Raw genomic sequence first — 14,789 nt, forward strand, 5'->3', positions numbered from 1 at the left:
ATTTAGGGAATTGATCAGGTGATCACATGCGCAAGCTAGCCGGATTTCAACTGATACTCCCGATCGTGATCGGGCTCGCATTTACCGGGGAACTCGCCGCGCAGCCGGTGGAACCTTCTGCGGCCGGGCTGTGGGAGAAGGTCGAGAAGGGCAAGCCGGTCGGCTGGTTTCTGGTGGTCGATCGCAACGGCACCTTCGAAGGCGCGTTCGCCAAGCTCTTTTCCGAGCCCGGCGATGCTCCCAATCCGATCTGCTCGAAATGCACCGACGATCGAAAGGATGCGCCGTGGCTTGGGCTCTCCTTCATCCGCGACATGAAGCGCGAGGGATTGAAGTACGAGAACGGCAATGTGCTCGATCCGCGCGATGGCAAGATCTACAAGGCCAAGATGACGCTCAGTCCCGATGGGCAGACGTTGACGATGCGCGGCTATCTCGGCATCTCGCTGTTGGGCAAGGATGAGATCTGGACGCGCCTGCCGGACACGGCGATAGCGCAGCTCGATCCCGCTATCATCGCAAAATACCTGCCCGCGCACGCTGCAGCGATGAAGCCTCCAGCCGGTGCGGCAAAGGCCCCTGCAGCGCCCAAGAAGACCACTGCGCCGGCGCCCGCTCCAGTTCCAGCGCGCTAGAAAAGTCCGCCGGCTCTGCCGGGTGGGCGCGGCGCGTCTGGTATTGGCGGCACCGGCTGCGAGGTAACTTCAGGCACCGCCGCATCGAGCTGCAGCACGGCGGCGGCAGCCGGCACGACGGCATCCGCCATGGCCGCGTGACCCTCGGCGCTCGGATGCACCGCCCCGCCATAGACCGCCGACAAGACGCCCCAGGTTGCGTCATGGATATCGGACGGCTGCTGCGATGACGGCAGGCCTTGGGGGTAGGTCATCGCCGCGAAGTAGCTGTCATTGGCATCGCGGATCCAGCGCGCGCGTGGCAGATAGGCGCGGTACTCGCCGGCGCTGCGGCCACACAGCATCGGCTGGTTGGCGGCTGTGACGATATCGGGATCGAAGCTATCGCCGGTGGCCGAGAAGCACTGCCGGTCGAATTCGGGGTCGCTTTCGGCGCGTGCGCAGAAGCCGTGGCTGGCAAAGCTGGTCTGATGGCTGTCGACGAAAGTCATGCGGTCGGTGCTCGGATTGCGGCACAGGATGCCGCCCTCGCACAGCGCCAGCGCTCTTAACTGCGGCAGGAATTCGCCTTCGACGAAGTTCGATACGGCGGCCAGCCGCTGCGGCTGGGCATTGAAGGAGGGATGAATGTCGAAGCCGGCGCGTCCGCCGGGGCAGGGCGCGCCGCCATTGGACAGCGTCGGATTGGCGTAGGCGGTGTAGACCACCCGCGACAGGTCGCCGCCGACAAGGGGCTTGAGTGCCTCGCGCAACTTGGCAAAGCCCTGCGGCAGGTCCCGCGTCATCGCGCTGCGTGCGTCGTCCACCGAGGCCATCACGCCGCTGCGCCGAAACAGCGTACGCTCGGTCGCCGTGTCGACGATCACATCCGCAACAAGCCCGGAAAAGTAGATATCGTTGGCGCCGATCGACAGCAGCACGAGGTCAAGCTTGCGATCCGGCTGGCGGCGTTTCACTGCAGCGATGGCTTCGCGCAGCTCGGCCAGTTGCCCGTTGACGGTGCCCTGGCACGCGCCGCCCGATTTCGACGGCAGGCAGTCGCGGGCGCGCTGCGAGCCGAACAGCCCGTCGGCAATGGTGGCGCCGGTGCAGGCCAGCGGCAGATAGGTCACCGCGATGTGCGGATATCGCACGGCGAGCGCCAGCGCGGTCCGGGTCTGATAGCTGTAGAGCGAGCGGTGGCAGGCAGGGTTGAACCAGAGCGCGCTCTGCCGCTGCCAGACCGGCAGAAAGTCTGGCGCCTCGCAGGCTCGTCCGCCCTTATAGCCGGCGCGGCTCGGGCGGTAATATTGCGCGGCTGCCGTTCCGAGATAGGAGCGGAAGCAAAAACCTTCATCGGCCAGCGCAATCGGCCGGTCCGGATTTCCCTCGCCGGACGCGACGCTGTCGCCGAGGCCCGCGATGAAGATGTCGCGCACCGCGATCTCGGTGAAAGCGCGCTGACTGCCCTCCGAGCTCGACATGTCGACGGTGGCAACCGTGGTGCGGCCATAGCGGACCCTGAGATTGACCGGCTCGGCGCAGTCGAAGGTGGAGGTTTGCGGGCCGTCGCCGTCGTCGATCGTCCAGGCGCAGGTGGCGCCGACCGGAACCGGACCGGTCAGCCGGGCCACGATCGGATGGTCGATCGGCGTCAGATAGCTTTCCTTGACGTTGTCGCGGGTGCAGGGCTCGCTGACGCGGCCGGCAAGATCGATGCAGAGCCGATTCACGGTGTTGCGCGCCCAGCCGCGGCCGTCGCTTTGCACCGCCAGCGCCTGTTCTGCGGCCAACACGCTGCGGCCACGTGCGCTCTCGGCGTGTAGCAGGAAATCCCGCTCCTCGCGGAACAGGCGGAAGCGGTTGCGCACCTCCCAGGAAATCTGCAGCGGTCCGTAGCCGCCTGCGGTCTGGGCTTCCACAGCGGACGTGGACATTCCAACCAGCGCGCTGGCAACCAGCGCGATCGACATCATTGAACGTAGAAGCATTCCAGCCATGGCGTCGTTTGACGTTAGCGGTAAGGCAGAAATAAGAGAATGAGGCAGCTCCGACCCAAAAGACCAGACCGCGCAGATAACGACGCCGTTACCAGCCTCAGGATTGCCGGCCGTTGATCGGTTGCCGCACCCTGGCCTTGGCCGTGCACGCTTGGCTGAGCCGGCGCCGTTCCTGCCAGGGTTGCACCACGCTGAGCCAGACTTCGCGCGTCCCCATGATCGAAATCGATATGCCGAAGGGGATCAGGAAGTACAGGATCCGGAACACCACCAGCGTCGCCAGCAACTCTTCCCTGCTGAACTGCGGCAGCGCCACCAGCATCGCGGCGTCGAACACGCCGATGCTACCGGGCGCATGACTGGCGAAGCCGAGCAGCGTCGCGAGGATGAACACCACCGCCAGCGAAACGAAATCGATATGCGGCTCCATCGGCATCAACAGATACATCGCCAGCGCGCAGAAGCCGAGATCGACCACGCCGATCATAACCTGCAGCAACGTCAGCCGGGCGGAAGGCAACACGACCTTCCAGCCGTTCTGCCCGAGCTCGCGGCGACCCTGGCCCATCAGCAGCCAGACGAAATAGGCGGCGATGCCGGCAAGGCAGCCGATCGCGATCATCCGGTTCATCGCCGGCGGCAGCAGGTCCATCGCCGATGCCGCCTCGGGATGCCAGGCCATGCCGCAGCCGAGTACGAACAGATTGCCGAGCCAGAAGGTGAGCCCTGAGAGAAAGCAGATTTTTGCGACATCGATCGCCGTCAGGCCGTAGTCGGAATAGATCCGGAACCGGATCGCGCCGCCGGTGAAGACGGTGGCGCCGATGTTGTGGCCGATGGTGTAGCTGGTGAAGCTCGACAGCGCGGCGATGCGATAGGGTACGTGCGTCTTGCCAATGGTTCGCAAGGCGAAGAAATCATAGAAGGTCAGCGTGCAAAACGCCCCCACCACGCATAGCGCGGCCAGCGCGATGCGATGCGGGGCGATCTCCGTCAGCGCGGTCAGGATAATTCCGGTGTCCACCCCTTTCAGGGTGCGAACCAGTGTAGTGACCGCAAAGATGATGATGAGGAGACTCGCAGCGATCCCTAGCCGTTTCCAGCCGATCTTCTCCTTGAAGCCACGCCCGAGCGCGGTCAGCAGCCGATGCATTCATCCTCCCGGCGGGGCAATACGTAAAGATGGGCCTGTCACCACGGGTGACAGTCGACGGTCAGAGGCACCGTGCGCGAAACCCATAAGCTAAAACCGGGCCCTTGTGCAGCCCTTGACAAGCATGCCTTTTGGCTTCGTTCGCCGCCCTTGTCATATGCCCTACATATGTCGCCGCATTAACGATTTTGAGTCGCAACGAGGTCCGTTCCGCGGGCGCTTTTTGCCGTATCGTTCCGTCCGTTCCATCGCGGCGTTTTCGGGGCCTTTAGGAACATCCCTTTTGCGAGCCGGTTAGCTCCCATCAGCATCGAACATGAAGCGCGCCCCGGCCCGGAAAAGGCCTGGCTTGCGCCTGCGTGTTCCCAAACGAAGGAGAACCGCAATGGGACTCTTCACAAAAGACATCAAGACCATGAACGACCTGTTCGTGCATCAATTGCAGGATATCTACTATGCCGAGAAGCAACTCGTGAAAGCACTGCCAAAAATGGCCGAAAAGGCCACCGACAAGCAGCTCAAGCAGGGCTTTTTGACCCATCTCGATGAAACCAAGACGCATGTGCAGCGCCTCGAAGAGATATTCCGCATGCACGGCGCCGAGGTGAAGGCGGCCGATTGCCCGGCGATCGACGGCATCATCGAGGAGGCCGATGACGTTGCGGGCGAAATCGAGGACAAGGCCGTGCTGGACGCAGCCCTGATCAGCGCCGCGCAAGCCGCCGAGCACTATGAAATCACCCGCTATGGCAGCCTGATCGCGTGGGCGCGGCAGCTCGGGCGCAACGATTGCGCCACAATCCTGCAGAAGACGCTCGATGAGGAAAAGACGGTCGACAAGAAGCTGACCTCGCTGGCGGAAGGCAAGGTCAACCTGCGCGCCGCAAGCTGAACATCGCGCAATTGAGGCAAAACGCCGCGCGGGGAAGCGCCTCGCACGGCGTTTCCATGCCGGGCCGCCTGGCATGCCAAAAGTGTTTGTTCACCATCCGCGCAACTGAGTTGCGGCGGTTACCTCAAATATACCAATAGGACTGCTGTTAAAGGCCCCATCGGGGGTCTGTAATGTACCGCGTCCTAACTTGCCTCACCACCGAGCATGACTGGAGACTGGTCGTGCTTGCCGGCACCATTTGCTGGCTCGCGAGCGCGGTCGCGATCAGCCTGTTTCATCGTGCCCGGGCCTCGCGGGGCCGAACGCGCGCGATCTGGATCGGCCTCGACGCGGCGGTCGGCGGCTGCGGAATCTGGGCCACGCATTTCGTCGCGATGCTGGCTTACGATCCGGGCGCGGGCGCCGGATACAGCATACCCATCACCTTGCTGTCGCTGGTCTTCGCAATAAGCATCGTCGCCATCGGCCTCTGCATTGCGTTGTCCAGCGCGCGCCAATTGGTGGTTGCCCTCGGCGGCGCCGTCATTGGCGGCGGCGTCGCAGCGATGCACTATACCGGCATGGCGGCACTCGAGCTTCCGGCGTTCATTGTATGGTCGCGCAGCATCGTTGTGGCCTCGATTGTGCTTGGCAGCCTGTTCGCGGCCGTAGCGCTTCTTGTCGCCGTACGTCGTGACAATCCCGTTCATACGCTGGCCGCCACCGCGCTGCTGACGGTTGCCATCGTTTCGCATCATTTCACGGCGATGGGCGCCGTCACGCTCATTCCCGACCCGACGCTCGGTAGCGACGGGCTGTCGATTTCTCCGACCGCGCTTTCGTTCCTGACGGCGGTAGCAGCCTTCGCCATCCTCGGTCTATCGCTGCTGGCGGCCATGATCGACCGCCGCGCGAAAGGCGAACTCCATCAGCAGAAAGTCCTGCTCGACACCGCGCTCGACAACATGTCGCAAGGACTTTCCATGTTCGATGCGGATGGCCGCATCCTGCTGTACAACGAACGCTATGCCGAAATGATGGGACGGACCGGTATGGCTCTCCAGGGCCGTCTGCTCCTCGATGTGCTCCGGCAGCAGAAGGCGCTTGATCGATGGGACGGCGATCCCGATCAGTTCGTCGCCAGCGTGATCGCTGCGGCCAAGGCCGGTAACAGTGTGACGAGGACGGTGACCCGCAACGGACGCGCCATCCGCGTCGTCGATCAGCCCATGAAGGGCGGCGGGTGGGTTGCTACTTTCGAGGACATTACCGAATGGCAGGCCGCCCAGGAACAGATATCCCATATGGCGCGCCATGACGCGCTGACCAATCTGCCGAACCGGACGCTGTTCCGCGAGCAACTCGAAAAGGCCTTGCGGCTTGCCAAACGCAGCGACCAGCTTGCGGTGCTCTGTCTCGACCTCGACCACTTCAAGGACATCAACGATTCGCTCGGCCATCCGGTCGGCGATGCGCTCCTGAAGGAAGTCGCCCGCCGCCTCGGCGAATGCATCACCGAGAATGACACGGTGGCGAGGCTGGGTGGGGACGAATTCGCGATCGTGCAGTTCTGCAACGATTGCGACCCGTCCGCCGTTTCCTTGCTCGCCAGCCACGTGGTCGAGAAGGTTTCCGCGCCTTACGAGATTGCCGGCCACCAGCTCGTCATCGGAGTCAGCATAGGCATTTCGCTGGCGCCGGAGGACGGCAAGAATCCCGACGAACTGCTCAAGAAAGCCGATCTCGCGCTCTACCGCGCCAAGGAGGACGGCCGCGGCACCTACCGCTTCTTCGAGACCGGGATGGACGCCCGCGCGCAAGCCCGGCGGCTATTGGAACTCGACTTGCGTGCCGCGCTGCAGCGCGGAGAATTCGAAGTCTATTACCAGCCGATCCGCGACGTCGCCAAAGACGTCGTCGTTAGTTTCGAAGCCCTGGCGCGGTGGAAACATTCGCTGCGCGGCATGATCTCTCCGGCTAACTTCATTCCGCTGGCGGAAGAAACCGGCCTGATCGTGCCGATCGGCGAGTGGGTGTTGCGCCAGGCCTGCATGGACGCGGCCCAATGGTCGCGGGATGTCGGCGTCGCCGTCAACCTCTCGCCGGTGCAGTTCAAGAATCCCAATCTGGTGTCGACGGTGAAGGAGGCGCTGAAAGCCTCCGGCCTTCCGGCGCGCCGGCTTGAGCTCGAGATCACCGAATCGGTGTTGCTGCAGAACAGCGAGGCAACGCTTTCGGTCCTGCACGAGCTTCGCGCCTTTGGCGTCCGGATTTCGCTGGACGATTTCGGAACCGGATATTCGTCCCTGAGCTACCTGCGCAGCTTTCCGTTCGACAAGATCAAGATCGACCGCTCGTTCGTCACCGAACTCGCCACGCGCGATGATTCGATGGCGATCGTCCGCGCCGTGACCGGCCTCGGCAAAAGCCTGGGCATCGTCACCACGGCCGAAGGCGTCGAGACCGACGCGCAGTTCGAGCTGTTGCGTCAGGAAGGCTGCACGCAGGCGCAAGGCTATCTGTTCAGCCCGCCGCGTCCCGCAGCCGAGGTGGAAACGATGCTCTCAAAAGCCCGCGCGCGGGCCATCGCTTAGTTTCTCAAGCCTTGTTTTTCTAAGCTTTGAGCAATGCGAAATGCGCGCCGCAGAACGCCATCACGGCGCCGAGGCATAAGGCTGCAAGGCCGGCGAGCACGCCCGATATGGTAGGGACGGGGCTCGGCGCGGAGGCGGCCTGTCCGGCGCCGGCGAGGATCAGCACGCCGACTGCGATCAGGAACTGCCGCATCCGCTGCGGAATTTGGCCCGAGGCCGCGCTGTGCATCAGGTTGGCGGTAAAATAGCCACCGGAAAAGCCCACGGTCGCGATCAGCCACCACGCGATTGCCGCGCCCGCCGGCATGAACTCGCTTGTATCGGACCGCCACAGGCCGCCGAGATCGAGCCCGTAACGCGCGCCCAGCATATGCACGGCCAGCGCCAGCAGCACTCCGGAAACAATCGCGCCGGCCAGGATCAGGCGGCGCGGAAAATAAGTCGTCTCGGCCATGGCCCGCTTGTAAGGTAAAGCCGGCTCGCCGCGCAAGCGGGCGGCTTCAAGCGATACGGATATTTTGAATTGCCGACATCACTGCCGAACCAGGCAACGGAAGGCGAGGGCGCGCGCACGATCAGCTACGCCTACAAGGCGTCACTGATCTCGTCGGCGCATCAATTCGAACTGACGGATGCCGGATTGTCGTGGAAAATCGGCCGCCGGTCCGGCGTGTGGCCCTATGCCGATATCGCTTCGATCCGTCTGTCGTATCGGCCGATGTCGATGCAACCCCGCCGCTTTCGCGCCGATATCGCAAGGGCCGGCGGCGGACGGATCGCCATCCTTTCGACGACCTGGCAGACGGTCTCGTTGATGACGCCGCAGGACCAGAGCTATCGCGCCTTCATCACCGAGCTGCATCGCAGGATGAGGGCCGCAGGCAGCAAGGCTTCCCTGATCGTCGGCATCGGAACGGTAACCTATGCCACGGCGGTTGTGATGCTGGCGTTGCTGGCCGTCGCCATGATCGGACTTCTTGCGCGGGCGCTTGCGACTTCCGAATTCACCGGCGCGTTGTTTCTGGTCGGCATCGCGATCTGGTTTGCCTGGACCATCGGCGGCTTCATCAAGCGCAATCGGCCGCGCAGATATTCGTTCGACGCGCTTCCCGAGACGCTGCTGCCATAGCCTGATTCGCAATCAAGCGACACGAAATGTGATTTCGTGAAATGCCGCAGGACCCGGCACTCTGTGCGGCGTTCCTGATAGCTGCGAGTTGCCGTGACAACCCCGACGACACGATCGCCGACGGCGGCCGAGATTGCCGCGATCAATGCACGGCATCTGATCAAGACGCCGTTACGGCCGGCCGACCTGCTGTTCGTGTTCGGCACGCGCGAGGATGTCGACGAGCGCGTCGATGAAGCCTGCCGGCTTTGGCGCGCAGGATACTTTCGCCGGGCGATCGTGAGCGGCGGCGTGACGCCGGGATCGGCGCTTTCGGAGTGCGAGATCATCGTCAATGCGATGGTCGCGCGCGGCGTTCCCGCCGACATCATCCTCAGAGAGGATCGCGCGATGAACACCGGCGAGAACGTGATCTTCTCGCTGCCGATCATCGACCGAGCGCTCGGGCTCGCCAACATCCGCAGCGTGATCTGCCTCGGCAATACCTGGACGGCGCGCCGCTATCCGATGACGCTGCATCGGCACTGGCCGGAAGTGGAGAAAATGCTGGTCGTGGTCGACAGTTTCAAGACGCCGCGGGCGCTTTGGCACACCGACGCCGAATTCAGCCGCCGCATCCTCAATGAATGGGACAAGATCGAGCCGTACAAGGCGAGGGGCTTTATCGCGGAATGGCCGGAGAGCGAAACGCGCGATCGGTAGCGCTACTCGGTCGTATCGACGTCTTCTTTCGCGGTCAGCATTACCGCCACCGTGCGCAGCGCCAGATCGAGCTGCTCGGTGCTGGGCGCGCCGAGCGCCAGGCGGACGGCGTTGGGCGCATGGCCGGGGGATACGGCGAAGGTGGTCGAAGGGGTCAACGCGATGTCGCGTCGGGCGGCGGCCGCGACGAATGTCTGCGAGCGCCAATGCGGCGGCAAGGTCAGCCAGAGATGGTAGGATTTGACGTTCGCCTGAACTTCGAAGCCGGCGAGGTATTTGGCCGCCATCTGCTGGCGGCGTGCCGCGTCGATCCGTTTCAGGCGTGACAACTCGGCAACCGTGCCGTCAGCCATCAGCCGTTGACCGGCGGCAAATGCGAATCCGGAAGCCGTCCATCCGCCCGATCGAACCGCGGCCATGATGCGCTCGCGCAGGCGCGGCGGCGAAACGATGAAGCCGAGCGCAAGGCCGGGCGCCACCTTCTTCGACAGGCTGTCGAGGGTGATGCAGCTATCCGGGGCAAGCGCGGCCATCGGCGTCTCTTCGTCGAGAAAGCCATAGACCGTGTCCTCGATGACGGTGAGGCCGAGCTTCTCGACGACGCGCAGCAGGTCAGCCCGGCGCGCCGGCGGCATGGTCATGCCGAGCGGATTTTGTATAGTCGGCTGAACGTACAGCGCCGACAAATGCGCTTCGCGGTGAGCCTTCTGCACCGCGTCAGGGCGGACGCCGTTCTCGTCCATCGCGAGCGGCACCAGCGTGACGCCGAGCCTCGCGGCAATGTCCTTGATGAAGGGATAGGTCAAGGCCTCGACGCCGCAGCGGCCGCCGCTCGGCACCATCGCCGCCAGCGCAGCAGCGATGCATTGCCTGCCGTTCGCGGTGAAGACCAGTTGATCGGCGGCCGGAGACCAGTCCTCGCGGGAGAGAAATTCGGCGGAAATGGTCCGTGCCGCGTGTGTGCCTGCCGTGGTCGAGTGCCGCAACGCGAGATCCAGCACTTCGGGGCGTTCGAGCCCCGCAAGGCTTCGTGCGATCATCGCCGATTGCGTCGGCAGGATCGGGTAGTTCACTTCCAGGTCGATGCGCGCGCCGCGCGGCTCAGTCGGCAAGGCGATCCCGCGCCGTGTTTCGCCTGACACAAACGTGCCGCGCCCGACTTCGCCGACCACGAGGCCGCGGCGGAGCAGCTCGGTGTAGACGCGGCTCGCGGTCGAGACTGCGATCTTCCGCTCATAGGCGAAGCTGCGCTGCGGCGGCAGGCGATCGCCGGGCTTGAGCGCGCCGTTGGCGATCTCGGCGGCGACGGTATCGGCAAGCTTTAAGTACTCGAACTTTGACATTATTGCACCGAGAGCAATGTTTTCCTTGCACCGAGCAATGTATCGGATCATTTTGAACCCATCAAGCCCATGATTGCACTGAGAGGGGTGCAAGCAATCAGAATCCAATAGGTGCAGGCGCTATCCGCAGCGTTTGCGCCAGCGGCGGCGCTTTGCCGCGCGAAAGCAAGGAGACGTACGATGACCACGATATCGCCCATCGCAGCCCGGACTGCGCCCCAGAGCTCGGCGAGCGGATTTTTCCGCCTGCTCGGAAGCTGGGTAAACGGCATCGTCACTTATTTTGCGCGCCGCCAAGCCATCCAAACACTGAGCGAACTGGACGATCGCGCGCTCCGCGATATCGGCATCGAGCGCAGCCGGATTGAATCCGCCGTGCGCGGCACCGTCGATCCGGATTTCGGCCGGATCAGGTGAAGCGCCTGAATTGATCGCTGCGTAAATCAAACGGCCCGGTCGATCGACCGGGCCGAAATTTTTGTCGGATCGCATGCCGCGCACGTGCGATCACGCAGCGTGGCGAAAATGGCTCACTACCCGGAATAGAAAGGAAGCGGGTCGTCATCTCCTAGATTCGTAGGACGCAGATTTCGCGCGCGGTCGATACGTGAACGATCAGCGCGGAATCAAGCGAACCTGGAGATGGAAATGAAATTGTTGGCCCAACGCCATTCTATGCTGCGACAGGCAATCGGGCTGGCGCCCTTGATTGCACTGGCCGCGCCGGTCGACCGCGCCGAGGCCGCGTGCGATCCGGTATCGCCGGCAAAGCGGCGGGGTTTGTGAAGTCCACAATCCCCCATCGGAAACTAGAACAGGACGAGATCAGGTTGGGCCATGACGGCAGACCATTCCGGGCCCGGACGCAAGCGGCGTGAGAGCTGCGGGCCGGGTCCGTCCTACTTTGCATGGGGTTGTTTTCGATATTTTGTGTCTGGGCTCTGCGGTGTACCGCGCGGAGCGCATCTGCATGGCGTCCGGGATACGAGATCGTTAGTGCTTTGCACTCCAACTAATGCCGCACCACCAGCACCGAGCACCTGGCGTAGCGCACGACATGACCGGCGTTGGAGCCGAGGAAATAGGTCCGCATCGCCGGCCGGTGCGAGGTCATCACAATCAGGTCGGCCTTGATCGCCGCCGCCTCTTGGAGGATCTCGTGATAGATACCACCCTGCCGCACTGCGGTGGAAATGCGCGACGCCTCGATACCGGATTCCTTCGCCACGATGGTGAGCGCTTCCTCCGACGTCGCGCGCTGCTGGGCGTCGAAATCGGCCGGCACATATTCCGCCAGCATCACCGGCGTCATCGGCAACACGTTGAGCAGGCGCACCGAGCCGTTCCAGGTTTGCGACAGCATTGCGGCGGTCGCGATCGCCGGCTTCGCCAGTTCGGTGTCAGCCAGATCGATCGGCACGAGAATCGACTTGAACATCTGCGCCTCCCGCCTGAGCCCGTTCGGTCCCGATTTATCAGGGCCGGGCTCTAGCCTCTTGTTTTGACGCGTTTTCTTTTACGCGAACTTGTTCTTAATTCGCTCGAAAACCGTGTCATGAAGAGCTTAGCATGGTGGGGCGGGGATGTCCGCCTGCCTCAGTCGTCCAGCGCCTGCTTCAGCAATTTCGGGCTGGTGAAGCGCACGAGTTTGCCGCGGCGAAACGCCACCTCGCTCCAATCGTCGATCGCAAAATCCAGGATGGCAAGGCCGGCGGTTGGCAGATTGTCCTCAAGTGACTTCTTCGCCGCTGCATCGCCGCTGCCGGCGAGCATCAAGGCCAGCTCATGCATGCCGGGATTGTGGCCGACCAGCATCAGACGTGCGGGATCGTCGACCTCGGCCATGCGGATGATCCGCAGGAACTGCGCCGGCTCGGCGCCGTAGAGTTCGTCGATCAATTCGACCTGCGGCTGCGGCGGCCGATCCCGCACTGCATCCTTTATTGCATCGCGTGCGATCTCCCAGGTCTGCCGCGCCCGCACCGCGGTCGAAACCAGAACGGCATCGGGAAACGGCGGATGCCGGCCGATCCAGGTTCCGATGGCGGCGGCGTCCCGCCGGCCGCGCTCGTCTAGACGGCGGTCGTGGTCACGGCCCGAAGGCGCGTCGTGTTCAGTCTTGGCGTGACGCAGCAGCATCAAACGGCGCATTGGCGCGATCTCGATTCGGTCTTAGTCTCGACTAATCTACAAGCTCATGTCCGCGGCAAGGTGACAAGCGCTGCAGCGGTCCGTAAGAAACGCCATGCTCGAGACTTTCACAAGTGCGACCAACAGCCCCTACGATGACGCGCCTTTTCGTTCGCGGCTTTCGTTCGACCTGGATGTTGACATTTGCGTGGTGGGCGCAGGACTTGCCGGTCTCACCGTGGCGCTGGAGGCCGCGCGCCTTGGCGCCAGCGTGGCCGTTCTCGAAGGCCGGCATGTCGGCTGGAACGCGTCCGGTCATCAACTCGGCACGGTCATGCCGGGCTACAGCCTTCCGATCGGCGATCTGATCGAGCGCGTCGGCCTCGACGACGCGCGCGAGCTGTGGGCGATGTCGAAGGAGGGCGCTGACTACGTTCGCGCCGCCGCCACCGAAGAGGCGATGCCGGGAATTGCGCTGACCGAAGGCGCGCTGGAGGTCTCCAACGTCGACGTCGGCGAAATGCTGATCAGCCGGCTGCAGACGCTGAGCGAGGATTTCGAAACCGAAGTCGAGGGATGGCAGCTCGATCGCGTTCGCGATCAGCTCGGGACGGCACGCTATTTCCACGGCATCTATTATCCGCGCGCGTTCCAGATCGACGGCCGCAAATACATCCACGGCCTTGCCGTACTGGCGAGGCGGGCGGGCGCGCGCATCTTCGAGGATACTCCCGTCGTCAGCATCGATTCGTCAGGCATTCGCAAGCGTATCGTGACGCCGTCGGCGCGGCTGCGCGCCTCGCATATCGTGCTGACCGGCAACGTTCATCTCGGCACTCCGTTGCGCCGCCTGTCCGAGACGTTGCTGCCGGTCTGGCGCTATGCCGCGGTGACCGAACCGCTCGGCGACCGTCTTGGCGAGATCCTCGCCTTCAAGGGGTCGGTCGTCGACAGCGACGGCATCGATCATTTTCGGATCGTGGATGGCGACCGGCTGATGTGGGCGAGCCCGGAGACCACCTGGGACGCGCGGCCGCGCCGCTTCGGCCCTGTCATTCAACGCCGCATCGCCACCATCTTTCCCCAACTCGGCAAGGTGCCGATCGCTGACGTGTTCGGCGGCGCAGTCGGGGTGACCGTGCACGGCATGCCGCAGATCGGCCAATTGCGCAAAGGGCTGTGGGTCGCCAGCGGCTTCGGCCGCCAGGGGCTGAACACCTCGGCAATGGCAGGGCAGGTCATCGCGCGCAGCATCCTGTGGGGCGAGGACCGCTGGAAACTGTTCTCGCCGTTCGAACTGGTCTGGGCAGGCGGCGTCACCGGCCGCGTCGCCGGCCATCTGATCGGCCTGTGGGGGCGGGGCCATTCCGCCGCGGCGGGCGCGCTGGCCCGCTACCGCGAAGGCGCTCGTGTCCGGGAGCGCGTTCGCGAGGCGCGATTGGCGGAAGCCAACCGGCAGGCCGGAACCAGGCCGCCACGCCGTCCGCCGGGCGAGCCGCGGCCGGTACGTCCACAGCCGCCGCGGTCGGCATAGGCGCAGAATGGCGGGGGGCCCGTCCCTGGCTCGCAGGAAAGTGAGAAAATCCGGAACGGATCCGTGTAACGTCGGCGCTCGTGGGCCGTACTTGATGGCGAAACGTTACGCCCGCCTCGCACGGAGATTTCCATGATCGAACGCCGTATCCTGCTCGCATCCGTAGCCGGCCTGTTTGGCCTGGCCGCTTTCCGCTGGTTGCGCGCCTCGCCGGCGCAAGCGGCCGAGAAATTCGAGGTGGAAAAGACCGACGCCGAATGGCGCGCCCAGCTCACGCCCCAGCAGTATGAAATCCTGCGCAAGCACGGCACCGAGCGGCCCGGCTCGAGCCCGCTCCTGAAAGAAAAGCGCAAGGGCATCTATGCCTGCGCCGGATGCGACCTGCCGCTGTTCTCCTCTGATACCAAATACGATAGCGGCACTGGTTGGCCGAGCTTCTGGAAGCCGCTCGACAATGCCCTTGGTGAAACCAAGGACACGACGTTCGGGATGACGCGCACGGAAGTCCACTGCCGCCGCTGCGGTGGACATATGGGTCACGTCTTCGACGACGGGCCGAAGCCGACCGGCTTGCGCTATTGCATCGACGGGTTTGGGCTGGTGTTTCACCCGTCCGGGCCACAGGCTTCGTAACGGCATCGCTCGGCAATTGTTGCCCGCCCGGCAAATGTGCCCCGGTCTTCGGATCGGGGCTTTTTTCTTAAGTATTTGATTTC

The 14,789-nt window shown here is 63.8% G+C and carries 15 protein-coding genes; 9 read left to right on the top strand and 6 right to left on the bottom strand.

The annotated features are described in order from the left end of the window. Positions 1-26: 26 nt before the first annotated feature. Positions 27-635 carry a DUF2147 domain-containing protein gene (locus tag GWE18_RS09690; protein WP_275185523.1) on the top strand — a complete coding sequence of 203 codons (609 nt, stop codon included), beginning with the start codon at positions 27-29 and terminating at the stop codon, positions 633-635. Here the strand turns inward: GWE18_RS09690 and GWE18_RS09695 are convergent. Both GWE18_RS09695 and GWE18_RS09700 read right to left on the bottom strand, forming a co-directional pair. Continuing rightward, complete coding sequence (locus GWE18_RS09695) at positions 632-2,551, bottom strand: hypothetical protein (protein WP_275185608.1); 1,920 nt, start codon at positions 2,549-2,551, stop codon at positions 632-634. The two genes, GWE18_RS09690 and GWE18_RS09695, sit on opposite strands and share 4 nt — an antisense overlap. A gap of 160 nt (positions 2,552-2,711) precedes the next feature. Next, complete coding sequence (locus GWE18_RS09700) at positions 2,712-3,767, bottom strand: YbhN family protein (RefSeq protein ID WP_275185524.1); 1,056 nt, start codon at positions 3,765-3,767, stop codon at positions 2,712-2,714. A 385-nt stretch (positions 3,768-4,152) separates the two neighbouring features. Between GWE18_RS09700 and GWE18_RS09705 the strand changes: the two genes are divergently transcribed. Both GWE18_RS09705 and GWE18_RS09710 read left to right on the top strand, forming a co-directional pair. After that, positions 4,153-4,659 carry a ferritin-like domain-containing protein gene (locus GWE18_RS09705; protein WP_275185525.1) on the top strand — a complete coding sequence of 169 codons (507 nt, stop codon included), beginning with the start codon at positions 4,153-4,155 and terminating at the stop codon, positions 4,657-4,659. Positions 4,660-4,832: 173 nt separating this feature from the next. Next, the gene (locus GWE18_RS09710) at positions 4,833-7,235 is read left to right on the top strand and encodes an EAL domain-containing protein (RefSeq protein WP_275185526.1); all 2,403 of its coding nucleotides are present in this window, start codon (positions 4,833-4,835) and stop codon (positions 7,233-7,235) included. Positions 7,236-7,254: 19 nt separating this feature from the next. On the opposite strand, the gene GWE18_RS09715 is transcribed toward GWE18_RS09710, so the two are convergent. Further along, entirely contained in the window at positions 7,255-7,689 is a 435-nt protein-coding gene (locus GWE18_RS09715) for a hypothetical protein (RefSeq protein ID WP_275185527.1), read from the bottom strand. A 69-nt stretch (positions 7,690-7,758) separates the two neighbouring features. Here GWE18_RS09715 and GWE18_RS09720 point away from each other — a divergent pair, with 69 nt between their 5' ends. Then, positions 7,759-8,364 (top strand): hypothetical protein, encoded by a 606-nt coding sequence (locus GWE18_RS09720; protein WP_275185528.1) that lies wholly within the window; start codon positions 7,759-7,761, stop codon positions 8,362-8,364. A gap of 93 nt (positions 8,365-8,457) precedes the next feature. Continuing rightward, entirely contained in the window at positions 8,458-9,066 is a 609-nt protein-coding gene (locus GWE18_RS09725; RefSeq protein WP_275185529.1) for a YdcF family protein, read from the top strand. A gap of 2 nt (positions 9,067-9,068) precedes the next feature. Here the strand turns inward: GWE18_RS09725 and GWE18_RS09730 are convergent, their stop codons facing one another. Next, the gene (locus tag GWE18_RS09730) at positions 9,069-10,409 is read right to left on the bottom strand and encodes a PLP-dependent aminotransferase family protein (protein ID WP_275185530.1); all 1,341 of its coding nucleotides are present in this window, start codon (positions 10,407-10,409) and stop codon (positions 9,069-9,071) included. A gap of 180 nt (positions 10,410-10,589) precedes the next feature. On the opposite strand from GWE18_RS09730, the gene GWE18_RS09735 reads away from it, so the two are divergent. Beyond that, complete coding sequence (locus GWE18_RS09735) at positions 10,590-10,826, top strand: DUF1127 domain-containing protein (protein WP_275185531.1); 237 nt, start codon at positions 10,590-10,592, stop codon at positions 10,824-10,826. Positions 10,827-11,057: 231 nt separating this feature from the next. Beyond that, positions 11,058-11,195, top strand: coding sequence for a hypothetical protein (locus tag GWE18_RS09740; protein ID WP_275185532.1), 138 nt, complete (start codon positions 11,058-11,060; stop codon positions 11,193-11,195). Positions 11,196-11,421: 226 nt separating this feature from the next. Here GWE18_RS09740 and GWE18_RS09745 read toward each other — a convergent pair whose 3' ends face one another. Further along, positions 11,422-11,847 (bottom strand): universal stress protein, encoded by a 426-nt coding sequence (locus tag GWE18_RS09745; protein WP_275185533.1) that lies wholly within the window; start codon positions 11,845-11,847, stop codon positions 11,422-11,424. Between the two features lie 158 nt (positions 11,848-12,005). Continuing rightward, positions 12,006-12,560 (bottom strand): histidine phosphatase family protein, encoded by a 555-nt coding sequence (locus GWE18_RS09750; RefSeq protein ID WP_275185534.1) that lies wholly within the window; start codon positions 12,558-12,560, stop codon positions 12,006-12,008. A gap of 94 nt (positions 12,561-12,654) precedes the next feature. Here GWE18_RS09750 and GWE18_RS09755 point away from each other — a divergent pair, with 94 nt between their 5' ends. Both GWE18_RS09755 and msrB read left to right on the top strand, forming a co-directional pair. After that, positions 12,655-14,073 carry an FAD-binding oxidoreductase gene (locus GWE18_RS09755; protein WP_275185535.1) on the top strand — a complete coding sequence of 473 codons (1,419 nt, stop codon included), beginning with the start codon at positions 12,655-12,657 and terminating at the stop codon, positions 14,071-14,073. A 132-nt stretch (positions 14,074-14,205) separates the two neighbouring features. Further along, entirely contained in the window at positions 14,206-14,706 is a 501-nt protein-coding gene (gene msrB / locus GWE18_RS09760; RefSeq protein ID WP_275185536.1) for a peptide-methionine (R)-S-oxide reductase MsrB, read from the top strand. Positions 14,707-14,789 lie beyond the last annotated feature (83 nt).

It is taken from the genome of Bradyrhizobium sp. CSA112 (assembly GCF_029051645.1).
Taxonomy (GTDB): domain Bacteria; phylum Pseudomonadota; class Alphaproteobacteria; order Rhizobiales; family Xanthobacteraceae; genus Bradyrhizobium.

Coding starts and splice junctions, on each gene's coding strand:
- GWE18_RS09690 (WP_275185523.1), top strand. CDS start 27: ATGCGCAAGCTAGCCGGATTTCAACTGATACTCCCGATCGTGATCGGG.
- GWE18_RS09695 (WP_275185608.1), bottom strand. CDS start 2,551: ATGTCCACGTCCGCTGTGGAAGCCCAGACCGCAGGCGGCTACGGACCG.
- GWE18_RS09700 (WP_275185524.1), bottom strand. CDS start 3,767: ATGCATCGGCTGCTGACCGCGCTCGGGCGTGGCTTCAAGGAGAAGATC.
- GWE18_RS09705 (WP_275185525.1), top strand. CDS start 4,153: ATGGGACTCTTCACAAAAGACATCAAGACCATGAACGACCTGTTCGTG.
- GWE18_RS09710 (WP_275185526.1), top strand. CDS start 4,833: ATGTACCGCGTCCTAACTTGCCTCACCACCGAGCATGACTGGAGACTG.
- GWE18_RS09715 (WP_275185527.1), bottom strand. CDS start 7,689: ATGGCCGAGACGACTTATTTTCCGCGCCGCCTGATCCTGGCCGGCGCG.
- GWE18_RS09730 (WP_275185530.1), bottom strand. CDS start 10,409: ATGTCAAAGTTCGAGTACTTAAAGCTTGCCGATACCGTCGCCGCCGAG.
- GWE18_RS09735 (WP_275185531.1), top strand. CDS start 10,590: ATGACCACGATATCGCCCATCGCAGCCCGGACTGCGCCCCAGAGCTCG.
- GWE18_RS09740 (WP_275185532.1), top strand. CDS start 11,058: ATGAAATTGTTGGCCCAACGCCATTCTATGCTGCGACAGGCAATCGGG.
- GWE18_RS09745 (WP_275185533.1), bottom strand. CDS start 11,847: ATGTTCAAGTCGATTCTCGTGCCGATCGATCTGGCTGACACCGAACTG.
- GWE18_RS09750 (WP_275185534.1), bottom strand. CDS start 12,560: ATGCGCCGTTTGATGCTGCTGCGTCACGCCAAGACTGAACACGACGCG.
- GWE18_RS09755 (WP_275185535.1), top strand. CDS start 12,655: ATGCTCGAGACTTTCACAAGTGCGACCAACAGCCCCTACGATGACGCG.
- msrB (WP_275185536.1), top strand. CDS start 14,206: ATGATCGAACGCCGTATCCTGCTCGCATCCGTAGCCGGCCTGTTTGGC.